Origin of the sequence: Desulfopila sp. IMCC35008 (assembly GCF_010646885.2) — a bacterium.
Taxonomy (GTDB): Bacteria; Desulfobacterota; Desulfobulbia; order Desulfobulbales; family Desulfocapsaceae; genus Desulfopila.
In genome coordinates, this window is record NZ_CP050700.1 from 1,126,752 (window position 1) to 1,140,233 (window position 13,482).

The following is a 13,482-nucleotide window of genomic DNA, read 5'->3' on the forward strand; positions in this document are numbered from 1 at the left end:
CCCAAAAATGATTATGCCGGGTAGAGCCTGGCGACGTCCCTGAGCCGTTCAATTACCTTTTTCCTGCCGATTGCGATAAGAATATCAAACATTGAAGGTCCTGCCAATTGCCCAGTCACCACAGTCCGCATGGCGTTAATGATGATGCCCGGTTTGATGTCCAGTTCCGTAGCCAGGTCTCGTGCTGCCTGTTCCGCACTTTCAAGGGTGAAGTCATCAAGTTGCTCATAGCGGTCTGCGAGCATCGGTAGCCATTCTTTCAGGCCGTCATGTTTTAAAACATTTTTCTTGAGGGGCTTCTCTTCTACGGTAAAATCATCACCAAAATAAGCACGTCCCAGGCTGGTAAAATCCTTTAAGGTATGGAAGCGGTCCCGGATAAGATCGAGGGTGGCCAGGAACCACTCTCTTTTTTCTCCGTTGAAGCTCTCCTGCCATAATCCTTCGGCTTTCAGTTCCGGCTCAACCAGCTTGGCCAATTCACATATTTCCATGGTTCGCAGGTAGTGTTCATTGATGGAAATGGCCTTGGGGTCGGTAAAGAATTTCGGGTCGTTTTTCCGGTAATTGAAGATCGAGCTCGATTTGTTGATGCGTTCAAGCGAAAAAGTTTCGATCAGCTCTTCTTTTGAAAAGATCTCCTGGTCGTTGCCGGGAGCCCAGCCAAGAAGAACCAGAAAATTATTGAAAGCCCAGGGAATAAAACCGCAATCCCGATAGAATTGGACGGCAACAATCTCACCATGACTCCGTTTGGAGATTTTTGCCTTCTTGGTGTCAAGGGTAAGCGGCATATGAGCAAATATCGGAACCGGCGCCTCAAGAGCCTCGTAAAGTAATATCTGCTTAAGGGTGTTGGTCATGTGGTCCTGACCGCGGATAACGTGACTGATACGATCCCTGATATCATCGACAACGTTACAGAGTAAATAGAGAGGTTTCCCGTTGGAGCGGACGATGACAAAATCATCGAGTTCCTTGTAATCAGCTTCAATTCGGCCGAGGATCGAATCGTCGTAACCAAGTCGACCCTCACGTTCCGGGACCTTGAAGCGGATAACAGACGGGGTTCCTGCGGCCTCCTTGGCTGCAACCTCTTCAGCACTGAGGTTTCTGCAGGTCCGGTCGTATCCCAGACTTTGCTTGGCTGCCAGGGCTGCTTCCCTTTTGGCGTCGAGTTCTTCCTTGGTGCAAAAACATTTGTAGGCCTTTCCTTCCTGAAGTAATCGTTCGGCTGCTGCCTTATGGTCGCCATCGAACGTGGTCTGGAAATAGGGGCCTTCGTCGAAATCGATACCCAGCCATTCCAGTCCTTCAATGATACCCTGGATCGATTCGTCGGTTGAGCGTTCGGTATCGGTGTCTTCAATCCTGAGGATAAGTTTACCGTTGTTTTTCTTGGCAAAGAGCCAGTTGTAAAGAGCAGTTCTGGCCCCTCCGATATGCAGGTACCCTGTAGGGCTCGGTGGAAAGCGTAATCGTACTTCGGTCATTGCAAAGAACTCCTGAGAAAATGTAGTATCAGTGAAAATTGTGGTGTGAAAGTCATCTATTTAAAGCGTACAAAAAGTAACCACGAATTGTCTTTTGTACATCTCTCACACCGGCGCAAAGCGCTTTTCTTCCATCTATATTGAGATAATTATGCGCTACTCCGTGCTAATTAGCTGTTTCTCGGCAGGGTGGTTCTCACCCGGATGTGCATGCTATATATACGCATTAGGATGAATCTTCAATACCATTCCGGGAAAAGCAGTAAAGGAATTATTCGTTGCAGAAGCCGGTATTCGTAATTGAGTTTATGAAACAGGGCTGTAATTGGCAGAATTTTTGTTGTTCTCTCCTTGGTAAAGCAGTATATTTTCGAATTTTACATGGAAAGAATGTTCGCCTTTACTAGAGCTTACGTTCGGTATTCGGCAATTTGTGTCGATTATTTTACGAAATATGCAAATGTGTGCGTCTTCAGTGCGAATTGCAGTGGTTGGTGCGCCGTTAAAGGAGTGAAAATGAAAGTACTGGTCAGCGATAATTTATCACCTGTAGGAGTTAAAGTCATGGAGGAAGCGGGGCTGACAGTAGATGTCAATACCGGTCTTCCGCCTGAAGAACTGGCTAAAATTATCGGTAATTATGACGGGCTTGTGATCAGGAGTGCCACCAAGGTGACGGAAGAGTTGCTTCAAAACGCCACCAACCTCAAAGTTGTGGGGCGGGCAGGTATCGGGCTTGATAATGTGGACATCCCCGCTGCCAGTCAGAAGGGTATTGTGGTCATGAACGCTCCTGACGGCAACGCCACAACCACTGCTGAACATGCCATATCCATGATGCTGGCGCTATCCAGGAACATTCCGCAGGCAACCGGTTCGATGAAAGCCGGCAAATGGGAAAAGAAAAAATTTATGGGCCGGGAGGTGACAGGTAAGACTCTTGGCATTATTGGTATAGGTCGGATTGGTTCTATAGCCGCAAGCAGGGCGCAGGGACTTAAAATGAAGACTATAGCCTTCGACCCGCACATGGTTCCGGAAATGGCCGAGAAAATCGGGGTCGAACTTGTAGACCTGGAAGAACTGGCGAAGCGATCCGACTACATTACTGTTCATGTTCCTAAAACCAAGGAGACTGCCAACCTGGTTTCCACGGAGTTTTTCAACAACATGAAACAGGACGGTATGTTTATTGACTGCGCGCGGGGGGGGGTCTGCGACGAGAAGGCGCTCTATGAAGCATTGGCGGCTGGTCAGATAGGTGGTGCAGCACTCGACGTTTTTGCCGAAGAACCGACAACTCTTGAGAATTGCCCTCTGCTTGGCCTGGATAATTTTATTTGTACGCCGCATCTTGGAGCCTCGACCAGTGAAGCACAGGAAAATGTAGCACTCATTATCGCCCGGCAGGTCTCAGAATTCCTAAACAGCGGTTCAGTCACCAATGCGGTGAATGTGCCCTCTGTTTCCAGTGATGTGCTGGCCCAGGTCGGGCCCTATATTACACTGGGTGAGAAACTTGGCTCCCTGCATATGCAGCTATCACAGGGCGGGGTTCAGGAAGTGAACTTAGAGTACAGTGGCGAACTGGCAGAATTGAATACCAGTCCCATCACGGTCGCTTTTTTGAAAGGATTATTCACTCCGATACTGAAAGATGCGGTAAATTATGTTAATGCTCCGGTAGTTGCTAAAGACCGCGGTATCCGGGTTGTGGAATCCAAGACTGACAGGTCTGGTGATTTCACCAATACGCTTTCCATAAGGGTCGTATCAGAAGGAGGGGAGAACGTTCTGGTTGGTACCGTTTTCGGCAGGAATGAACCGCGCCTTGTCAGGTTGAATTCCTTCAGGCTTGAAGCCTTGCCTACTGGTCCGATGTTGTTGGTCTTTAATAAAAATGTTCCAGGAGCTATCGGTGCGTTGGGCACTACACTCGGCAATGATGATGTCAATATCTCCCGTATGACGGTCGGCCATGAGGAGGAGAGCAATCAAAATATAATCCTGGTCTGTACGGACCAGCTGGTTTCAAAGGAATTGTTGAAGAAAGTGCTCGACCTCGATCAGGTGAGTGCAGCACAGGTTCTTGATCTTAACGGCGTATAAGCATAAGGTCCGGGGCCTTTACAAGTAATTGATTATCTGGAAGGAATGATGATGGAAGAAAAGACCCCGGACAAAAATGATGTGAAAACCGGCGATTGCGGCTGCGGCGAAGGTAAAGTCCCGGACAGGGAAGGCAAGTGTGTAATGCCTGAAGTGACATTTTCCGCATTTATCATGTCGCTCAACACCTCTGCGTTGTATCATCTTGGAGAAATTCAGGATCCGGCGACGGGAAAGAGTGAGGTTAATTATGATCTTGCCCGGCATGCGATCGATACTCTTGTCATGTTGCAGGAAAAGACGAAAGGCAATCTCAACCACGAAGAAGAAGAGATGCTCAAAAATATCGTCTATGACGTGAAAATTCGTTTCGTAAAAGCAGTAAAATAATAATCAGTAGGTTATTGCGACAGCAGGAATAAACGGTTTGGACGTTGTTGACGACAAAGGAGGCCTGACCCTGTGGGCTCCTGCAAAAATTAACCTGAATCTGCATGTGGTCGGTAGAAGGGCGGATGGCTATCATGAGCTGGAAACCTGGATGCAAAAGCTGGCGCTGTATGATGAGATATGTTTACAGCCGACCACCGCTGCGGGTATTCAACTTGCTTGCTCCACATTAGGAGTCCCTTCGGATCATACCAACCTGGCCTGGAAGGCTGCTGATGTTTTTCTAAAAAATAGCAGTCGGTTTGGTCACCATGGTATACGTATACACCTCAAGAAGAATATCCCTGCTGCTGCCGGTCTGGGTGGAGGGTCGAGTGATGCGGGTACTGTCCTGCGTGGGCTGAACAGGCTGTGTGATTTTGAATTCAGTGAGCAGCAGATGGTTGATATGGCGCGTTCGTTAGGGGCTGATGTGCCTCTGTTTGCCGTGGAACATTCTGCCGTGCTGGCCAGAGGGGTCGGTGACATAATGGAACCGGTACCCTCGTTGGATAATTATACCTACATCCTGGTGAATCCGGATTTTGAGGTGTCGACCAAATGGGTTTTTGAAACTTTTGCGTTGACAAGACAAAATGAAAATTCTATATTGGCTGGTTTTCGGAAAGACGAATCCCCTTCGTTGTCATTAAAAAATATGCATAATGATTTGGAGCGGATTACTTCTGGAAAGTTTCCGGAAATCGAGCAAATGAAGGGGCGCCTGCTAAAAGCAGGTGCTTCGGCGGCTATGATGTCGGGAAGCGGGCCGACGGTGTTCGGGCTGTTTCCGGATGCGGATTCTGAAGAGATTGATTTACCGGCTGTAGCAGAAAGCATCCGCCGGGAATACTGTTATAAAGTTTTTGTAGTGCGAGCTAGTGTTGGGGCGTGGCCAAGTGGTGAAGGCACCGGGTTTTGATCCCGGCATGCGGAGGTTCGAATCCTCCCGCCCCAGCCAACTCGTATACATAACAGAATGGTTCCTGTAAACGACAGAGAAGATCATGCCAAAAGACATCAAGATAGTCACCGGTAATGCCCATCCCTCCATGGCCCGTGACATCGCGCAGCACCTCGGGTTGAGCCTGACAGAATCTGACGTCAGAAAGTTCAGTGACGGGGAGATTTTTGTTGAAGTTAAGGAAAATGTGAGAGGGGCTGACGTTTTTGTTGTTCAGCCTACCTGCTCGCCCGTCAACGATCACCTGATGGAACTCGTTATTATGGTTGATGCACTTCGACGTGCCTCGGCCAGGAGAATTACTGCGGTGGTTCCCTATTACGGATATGCCCGTCAGGATCGGAAAAACGCGCCGCGTGTACCTATCTCCGCCAAGGTTGTCGCCGAGATGTTTATGGCTGTGGGTGTACGTCGGGTACTCTGCATGGATTTGCATGCAGGGCAGATTCAAGGTTTTTTCAACATCCCTGTAGACCATCTGTACGCTGCACCGGTAATACTCGATTATATAAAGGATGAGTATTCGGATGTCATCATGGTATCTCCGGATGCAGGTGGGGTTGAGAGGACCAGAGCCTTTGCCAAGAGATTGAATGTAGGTCTGGCGATCATTGATAAAAGGCGTGACAAGCCAAATGAGTGCGAGGCTATGCACGTTATCGGTGATGTTCAGGGCAAAGTGGCCATTCTCATGGACGATATGGTTGATACGGCAGGAACCCTCTGTAGCGGAGCGCAGACCCTGCTTGAAAATGGTGCCAAGGAAGTCCATGCCTGCTGTACCCATCCTGTGTTGTCTGGACCTGCTGTGGAAAGGCTTACTAAGTCGGATATAAAATCCCTGGTGGTCACCAATTCCATTCCGCTGGGTGCTCAAGCGAGGGATTGTAAAAAAATTAAGGTCCTGTCGGTATCGAAACTGCTGGCAGATGCAATAAATAGAATACACAATGAAGATTCGGTCAGTTCGCTTTTCGTGTAAGCAGCCAGGCCGGCTTTTTTAATTGAATAAACACGTATAATAGAGATACTCGTCAATCGATCTAATGTTAGTGAAGGAACTTGATCGGTGTACGAAGGAGGAATTATGCTTCAGGTAGAAATGTCTGCTGGTGTCAGGACAGCAACCGGTAAAGGTCCTATGCGTCAGATGCGCAGTCAGGGACAGACTCCGGCAGTGGTATACGGTTCAGGTAAGGATGCCCTTGCTCTCACCTTTGAGACCAAGTCGCTCATGACCAACCTGCTTTCAATATACAGACGGAATGCTGTTGTTAAATTGAAAATTGATGATGGTTCTGAGAAGGATGTGGTTGTAAAAGAAGTTCAGACACATCCCGTCACCGACATCCTGGTGCATGCCGATTTTTGTGAGATAGATTTGGAAAAACCTCAATGCTTTGATGTTCCTGTTTCTTATACAGGCACTGCCAAGGGCGTTGATCTGGGTGGTTTCCTGAATGTGGCTTCCAATGTTGTGGTTTTGAAAGGTAGGCCTCTCGATATACCAGATGAGTGTACCCTTGATGTGAGCAATCTCGCAATCGGAGAAGACCTCACATTTTCTGCTATTACGATTCCAGAATCAGTCGAGATGGTGTCTGGTGCTGATAAAGTCTGCGTAGGTGTAGGCAAGTAAAGAGTAGCAGCGGAGAATAGTTTATCCGGTATTACTGCTTACAAGCTGCCGGAAGACGACTTGAAATCCGGAAAGAGATTTTCTCTTTCCGGATTTTGTATTTAGCGGTGTGGCACTGATATGCCACAATCTGTGAAATGGTAACGGCTTACTTCTCGTCATTCGTTGTAAGTTACCAGAGTATGTACATACTGCTCAGAATACTGCATTGTAGTCCTCTACAATGCAAATACCCGTTTTTCAGGGTTTAATAATCCCCTCGTAATGTATTATGCCAGATAGTGACCTGCTTCTGATAGGTCTCGGAAATCCCGGGGCTAAGTATGATTTTAACCGGCATAACGTTGGATTTCTCATCATTGATGAACTCGCCAGGCGGTGGGGCTTTTCTCTTTCTGCCGGGAAGTGGCAGAGTCAGTCCTGCCGGGAACGAAAGTGGGGCAGCAGAGTACTGATGGTCAAACCGCAGACATTCATGAATCGCAGTGGCCAGGCTGTTGCCGAATTTGCAAAGTTTTACAAGATCCCTCTACAGCATATAATCGTGATACATGATGATCTCGATATGCATCCTGGACGATTGAAACTTGTGCAGGGTGGAGGGGCCGGCGGTCATAATGGTATTCGTTCCATAACCCAAAGTCTTGGTGGGAACGATTTCTTTCGGTTGAAAATAGGTATCGGGAGGCCCGGTAGGGGTGAGGTGCATCCAGAGATCCCCGTTGAGTCTTACGTGCTGTCTAATATGGGGGCTGAGGAACAGGAAATTCTTGAGAGCAGGTTTGACCCCATTGAAGAAGGACTACGGACCTTTATAGAGTCTGGAGTCGCCAAGGCGATGTCTCTTATCAACAGTATCAAATAACCCGTATTTGTAGTAGCTGGGTTGTTCGTTGTCTATTCTCTTTTCTCAACGTCGGAAACTCAAAATAGGGTGTAGAATTCTACCTCTCCGACCAACTTACTGTAAAAAGAGGGGCATAGTTGCGTCGAATATGATATATTAATGCTCGGTTCAAATTCATCTACCTGTTGTCTGTAGATGATTTTACGTTATCCAGAAAATTCTGAAACAGTTCAATGCTGACAGAATTCTTAACAACATGATTTGGAATAAGTTTTATATTTACTTATCTTGAATGGTGTTGCTGGTAAAGATGTTTTCCCAAGAGGTGAAAGAAGTGTTTGCTGAAGGTGATATGGCTGTTTATCCAGCCCATGGAGTTGGTGTTATCAAGGCTATCGAAACGCAAACTGTTGCAGGTGTCGACCACAAGTTTTATGTGCTGGAGATTCTTGAAAACGGTATGACAATTATGATCCCCACAGATAGTAGTGAGAATGTGGGCTTGAGGGCCATCGTCTCCAACCGGCAGGTTGATGAAGTTATAGATATCCTTGAGGATCGAACCAGTGAAATCGGTACCCAGACGTGGAACAGAAGGTACCGGGATTATATGGAGAAAATCAAAACAGGGTCGGTACATGAAGTTGCGGAGGTGTTACGCGATCTTTTTCTACTGAGTGTCGACAAGGATCTCTCCTACGGTGAGAAAAAGATGCTCGATACCGCCAAGAGTCTTCTTGTAAAAGAACTATCCTTGGCTCAGAAGATAGAAGAATCAAAGGTGTCAAGCAGAATTGATACCATATTCGCCTGATGATGAAGGGGCACTGGCCCCAGTCCTCCCAGATGGTAGAGCCGGATGTCGTATGCCAAGTACCAATCCTGACATTACTATAGATCAACATCCGGCCGTCACATTTCATGTTACTATAGAAAATAGTTCCGCTGGGTTACGACTTGATCATTTCCTGGTACACCACTTCCCTGAATGTTCCCGGGCAAAATTGATAGCCTCTATCCGCTCTGGGACATTTACTGTTAACGGAATCTCCAAAAAGCACAGTTACAAGTTGAAAACCGGGGACCTGGTTGTCGGACAGCCGGAAGAATCTCCACCTCTTGAAGTTTTGGGGGAGGAGGTGGAATTTGATGTACTGTTTGAAGACAGTCATCTGTTGGTCCTTTCCAAGCCCCCTGGATTGGTTGTCCATCCCGGTAGCGGCAATCCCAGTGGTACACTCGTTAATGGACTTGTTCATTACTGTAACGAAATAGCCGGCGTTGGTGATTCCATCCGCCCGGGAATTGTTCATCGGCTTGATAAGGATACATCCGGAGTGATGGTTGTAGCCAAATCCGAACTGACCCATAACAGGTTAATAGATGCCTTCAAGGAGCGAGCTTTAACGAAAGAGTATCTTACCTTGGTGCATGGTGTTATCAAACAATCCGAAGGGCGTATAACTGCACCTATAGGACGTCATCCTGTGCATAGGCAACGAATGGCAGTTCGTGAGTTGAGTGGAAAATATGCCGCTAGTAACTGGCAGTTGCTTGAGCACCTTGCGGATACTTATTCATTGCTCAAGGTTGGCATAGAAACAGGACGAACACATCAGATTCGTGTGCACATGAATTATACAGGACATCCGGTAGCAGGCGATGTTCTATATGGTAAAAGCCGTGATAATAAATTATTTCCCCGTCAAATGCTGCATGCCTCACGGCTTGCATTCAATCATCCTGTAACAGGCAGGAAAATGCGTTTTACAGCTCCACTCTGGCCTGATTTTGCAAAGGTTTTGACCCTGCTTAATAGTGAGTACTGTGTAACAGAAACAGGTTTCTCATGAATATTGCTGTTACCGGTAATATTGGCAGTGGGAAAAGCGGTGTAACGTCACTTCTCGCTGGAATGCTTTGTGCAGAAGCTGTGGATGCTGACGAGATATGCAGTGAACTCTTACTACCAGGCAATCAGGGTTGCATTGCACTGGAATCCCGATGGGGTGCGCGTTTTTTTACCGTTCAGGGTGAGCTTGATAAGAGATTGTTGAGACAGACCGTTTTTTCAACGCCACAGATCCGGGAAGAACTCGAGAAGATTTTGCATCCGCTGGTACAGGATCGTGTCCGGCAACTCATGGGTGAGGCAGATTTTGAAGGGGCGTTTCTCATTGCAGAAATCCCTTTACTGTTCGAGGTGGGCTGGGCAGAAAGATTTGACCGTGTAATAACTGTTTATGCACCGGAAGACGTTTGCAGGTCGAGGGTTATTTCAAGAGATGGGGTGTCTTCGGCACATGTCGATTCTATATTGGCTTTGCAGATGAACCCTGAACTAAAAGCAGAGAAGGGTGATTACGTAATTAATAATGCCGGAACCTGGTCCTCAACTGTTTTGCAGACTGCCGTCGTCGTGCGGTCACTTGGCGGTGGTTGAATCCTTATAGGGATGAAGGTTATATTTCAATGCTTCGTGCCCAGGAGGGCGAAGAGTTGCTGTATGTTTTCCGTTTCACTGGGCCTGTATCTGCAAGAAGCAGTGAGAAATCCTGTCTCTTTTACTTAAAAGCTTGACAGTGTTAATTCAAGCACGTATAAGGGAGGTGTGATCGAAGGGAAGTCCTGCCATTTTAATGAGTCTGAAATAATTATCGTATTAAATTCACATTACCCAATACATCCTTGTTCAGGTAGAAGACCTTACCTTTGATCCTTCGAAAGAAATAGCTCCCATACGAAAATTGTTATTTTGTCCGATCCCTTAATATGTTCGAAAATTTTATCATACGGAATATCAGTTAGATCTCTATGATGAAATTTCTCTCATGCCTCGATCTAGAACAAAATCCCTGATTTTCGGGCGAAAACAAAAAAAGATCCTGCAATTATACTCAATTACTCCTACTCGATCGCTTATCTTTACATATAAGTAGAAAGTCATATTTGGAATTCTGCACCATTACGGGGGGGCTATGGTTCCTCATTGTAGTACGAGGTTTTTGTTCGGATTGTGCGTATATAACATTTTACCTGTCCTCTGTTAGGTCGGGTGGTAGATTATTTATATTTTTATCGGATAATGAGTGGTTATCCCGTTACTAGTTTGAAGAGGAGAAACTGATTAATGAATCTGGCGGAGTTGAAGAATAAAAAGATCGGTGAATTGGTAAAGCTCGCCCGTGAATACAAGGTTGATGGTTTCAGTTCCATGCGTAAGCAGGAACTCATTTTTGCCCTGCTCCAGGCCCAGGCTGATAAAGATGGGAAAATGCGTGGAAGCGGTGTTCTTGAGATTCTGCCGGACGGATTCGGTTTCCTGCGGGCACCTGATTATAACTATCTACCCGGTCCTGATGATATCTATGTGTCACCGTCCCAGATTCGCCGACTCAATCTCCGCACCGGTGATGTCATTGACGGATTGGTAAGGGCTCCGAAGGAAGGTGAACGTTATTTTGCTTTATTGAAGGTAGAAAGTGTCAACTTTGATCCTCCTGAGGCCGCGAAGCAGAAAACTCTATTTGGTAACCTTACTCCTCTTCATCCCAATGAAAAATTTGATCTGGAGTGGCAGCCTGACAATTATTCAATGCGTGTCATGGATATGTTTGCGCCAATCGGCAAAGGCCAGCGTGGCCTTCTCGTTGCACCACCGAGAACCGGTAAAACAGTCCTGATGCAGAAAATTGCCAATTCCATAGTCCGCAATCATAAGGAGGTGTATCTCATCGTCCTCTTGATCGACGAACGGCCGGAAGAGGTGACAGAAATGACACGTTCGGTACGCACTGCTGAGGTTGTAAGCTCAACCTTTGATGAACCGCCACAGCGGCACATTCAGGTTGCAGAGATGGTCATTGAAAAAGCCAAACGACTGGTCGAACATAAAAAGGATGTGGTAATCCTCCTGGATAGTATCACCCGTCTGGCCCGTGCATATAATACTGTTACACCTGCCAGCGGCAAGATCCTGTCGGGTGGTGTAGAGGCAAATGCTTTGCACAGGCCGAAACGTTTTTTCGGTGCGGCAAGAAACATTGAGGAAGGTGGCAGTCTCACCATTCTGGCAACTGCTCTGATTGAGACCGGAAGCCGCATGGACGAAGTCATCTTTGAGGAGTTCAAGGGGACCGGAAATATGGAACTCATTCTCGATCGGAAAATGGCTGATAAGCGAATTTTTCCTGCGGTTGATATTAAACGTTCCGGTACGCGTAAGGAAGACCTGTTGCTTAAGCCGGATATGTTGAACCGTATCTGGATACTCCGTAAACTGCTCAATTCTATGAATCCTGCAGATTGCATGGATTTCCTTATCGATAAACTTAAACACCAGAAGACGAATAAGGATTTCCTTGATTCGATGAACGGCTGATCCGTCTTCTGAATCAACATGGCATAGTACTCTTGAGGCTGTTTTTTATTGAAATAGTTTTTTTCTTGGTTATAATGCCATGTTTTGTGTTTATTCTGAATTGAATTAGACTGAAATATAAATCACACAACAACGTGTGTTGGAGGAAACGGAAACCATGAGAAGCGATATACATCCGGAATATAAGCAGATCAAAGCTACCTGCGCCTGTGGTGCAGAGTTTGAGCTTGGATCTGTTATCGATGAGATGAAAGTTGAGATCTGTTCTGCCTGTCATCCGTTTTTTACCGGGAAGCAGAAGCTGGTAGATACCGCAGGACGTATTGAGAAGTTCAAGCAGCGTTACGCGAAGCATTACGCCACCAAGGAGCAGCAGGACGGCTGATTGTTTCACTGACTGCAACTGCGTCGAATCCATGATGCAGATTGGCTAGTTTTGGTCCACAGTGATGCTTTGGCATGGCTGTGGACTTTTTTTTCGTATTCCTATATCTCATTCCTGATTTTGTACTCATGATTGGTAAATTCGAAGACTTGCAGGAAAAACTGAATCAGCTAGAGGGACGTCTCTCTGATCCGGAATTGGTGAACGACCAGAAAGAGTATCAGAAGGTTGTTCGTGAACATTCCCAGCTTTCCAAGCTCAATCTGCTCTATGAGGAACTTAAGCAGGTCCAGGCCGATATCATAGACAACAAGGCATTGGTAAAAGATGACGAGGAAGATCCGGAATTAAAAGAATTGGCCAGGGCGGAGTTGGAGGAACTGGCAGTAAGAGAGGTGCAGCTTGATAATGATATAAAGCTGTTGTTATTGCCCAAAGACCCCAACGATGATAAAAACATCTTCCTTGAGATCCGTGCTGGCACCGGTGGCGATGAGGCGGCATTATTTGTCGGTGATCTGTTCCGGATGTACACGAGATACGCTGAGACCCTGGGCTGGAAAGTTGAGACCGTTACCTCAAACCCTTTGGGGATTGGTGGGTTTAAGGAAATAATTGCGATGATCCGCGGGGAACAGGTGTATTCAAAACTCAAGTACGAGAGTGGGGTACACCGTGTCCAGCGAGTCCCTGAAACAGAAACCCAGGGACGTGTTCACACTTCTGCCGTAACTGTTGCTATTTTACCGGAGGCGGATGAGGTGGAACTCGATATCGACTTGAACGAATTAAAGTTTGATGTATACCGTTCTTCCGGACCTGGCGGGCAGAGTGTAAACACCACAGATTCAGCTGTACGTATTACCCATCTTCCAACAGGGCTGGTGGTCACCTGTCAGGATGAAAAATCCCAGCACAAAAATAAGGCTAAGGCCTTGACTGTCCTGCGTGCGCGCTTGCTTGACAAGATGGAACAGGAACAGCATGACAAGATATCCCAGGATCGCAAAAGCCAAATTGGTTCCGGGGATCGCAGTGAGAGGATCAGAACCTATAATTTTCCTCAGGGACGACTCACCGATCACAGGGTTAATCTGACCCTCTATAAGCTTGAGCAGATCATGAACGGGAAACTCGATGACGTAATTTTTCCACTTGTTGCCCATGATCAGGCAGAAAAGCTCAAGACTATCCAATAAGTGTTTATAAAGGATCGACTGTATATCCTATGCAGA

13 protein-coding genes and 1 tRNA gene are annotated in these 13,482 nt (G+C 46.7%); 13 read left to right on the forward strand and 1 reads right to left on the reverse strand.

The window, feature by feature from the left end; all coding sequences use genetic code 11:
- Positions 1-11: 11 nt before the first annotated feature.
- Positions 12-1,493 (reverse strand): glutamate--tRNA ligase, encoded by a 1,482-nt coding sequence (gene gltX / locus GA520_RS05105; protein ID WP_163339627.1) that lies wholly within the window; start codon positions 1,491-1,493, stop codon positions 12-14.
- Between the two features lie 516 nt (positions 1,494-2,009).
- Here gltX and serA point away from each other — a divergent pair.
- The 13 genes from serA to prfA all read left to right on the forward strand — a co-directional run bounded on the left by serA (position 2,010) and on the right by prfA (position 13,446).
- Positions 2,010-3,602, forward strand: coding sequence for a phosphoglycerate dehydrogenase (gene serA / locus GA520_RS05110; RefSeq protein WP_163339626.1), 1,593 nt, complete (start codon positions 2,010-2,012; stop codon positions 3,600-3,602).
- Positions 3,603-3,647: 45 nt separating this feature from the next.
- Complete coding sequence (locus GA520_RS05115; RefSeq protein WP_240910219.1) at positions 3,648-3,992, forward strand: DUF1844 domain-containing protein; 345 nt, start codon at positions 3,648-3,650, stop codon at positions 3,990-3,992.
- Between the two features lie 37 nt (positions 3,993-4,029).
- Positions 4,030-4,953, forward strand: coding sequence for a 4-(cytidine 5'-diphospho)-2-C-methyl-D-erythritol kinase (gene ispE, locus GA520_RS05120; protein WP_163339625.1), 924 nt, complete (start codon positions 4,030-4,032; stop codon positions 4,951-4,953).
- A tRNA-Gln gene (locus GA520_RS05125) sits at positions 4,917-4,992 on the forward strand. Before ispE ends, GA520_RS05125 begins: the two co-directional genes overlap by 37 nt.
- 46 nt (positions 4,993-5,038) lie before the next feature.
- The gene (locus tag GA520_RS05130) at positions 5,039-5,977 is read left to right on the forward strand and encodes a ribose-phosphate pyrophosphokinase (RefSeq protein WP_163339624.1); all 939 of its coding nucleotides are present in this window, start codon (positions 5,039-5,041) and stop codon (positions 5,975-5,977) included.
- Positions 5,978-6,082: 105 nt separating this feature from the next.
- Positions 6,083-6,634 (forward strand): 50S ribosomal protein L25, encoded by a 552-nt coding sequence (locus tag GA520_RS05135; RefSeq protein ID WP_163339623.1) that lies wholly within the window; start codon positions 6,083-6,085, stop codon positions 6,632-6,634.
- Positions 6,635-6,905: 271 nt separating this feature from the next.
- Positions 6,906-7,499 carry an aminoacyl-tRNA hydrolase gene (gene pth, locus GA520_RS05140; protein ID WP_163339622.1) on the forward strand — a complete coding sequence of 198 codons (594 nt, stop codon included), beginning with the start codon at positions 6,906-6,908 and terminating at the stop codon, positions 7,497-7,499.
- 292 nt (positions 7,500-7,791) lie between these two features.
- Complete coding sequence (locus tag GA520_RS05145; RefSeq protein ID WP_205749354.1) at positions 7,792-8,295, forward strand: CarD family transcriptional regulator; 504 nt, start codon at positions 7,792-7,794, stop codon at positions 8,293-8,295.
- 52 nt (positions 8,296-8,347) lie between these two features.
- Entirely contained in the window at positions 8,348-9,334 is a 987-nt protein-coding gene (locus GA520_RS05150; protein WP_163339620.1) for an RluA family pseudouridine synthase, read from the forward strand.
- On the forward strand, positions 9,331-9,924 hold the full coding sequence (gene coaE / locus GA520_RS05155; RefSeq protein WP_163339619.1) for a dephospho-CoA kinase: 594 nt from the start codon (positions 9,331-9,333) through the stop codon (positions 9,922-9,924). Before GA520_RS05150 ends, coaE begins: the two co-directional genes overlap by 4 nt.
- 687 nt (positions 9,925-10,611) lie before the next feature.
- Positions 10,612-11,862 (forward strand): transcription termination factor Rho, encoded by a 1,251-nt coding sequence (gene rho / locus GA520_RS05160; protein WP_163339618.1) that lies wholly within the window; start codon positions 10,612-10,614, stop codon positions 11,860-11,862.
- Positions 11,863-12,019: 157 nt separating this feature from the next.
- Positions 12,020-12,247: a 50S ribosomal protein L31 gene (gene rpmE, locus GA520_RS05165; protein ID WP_163339617.1), complete on the forward strand. Its 228-nt coding sequence runs from the start codon at positions 12,020-12,022 to the stop codon at positions 12,245-12,247.
- A gap of 128 nt (positions 12,248-12,375) precedes the next feature.
- Positions 12,376-13,446 (forward strand): peptide chain release factor 1, encoded by a 1,071-nt coding sequence (prfA, locus tag GA520_RS05170; protein WP_163339762.1) that lies wholly within the window; start codon positions 12,376-12,378, stop codon positions 13,444-13,446.
- Positions 13,447-13,482: the final 36 nt, after the last annotated feature.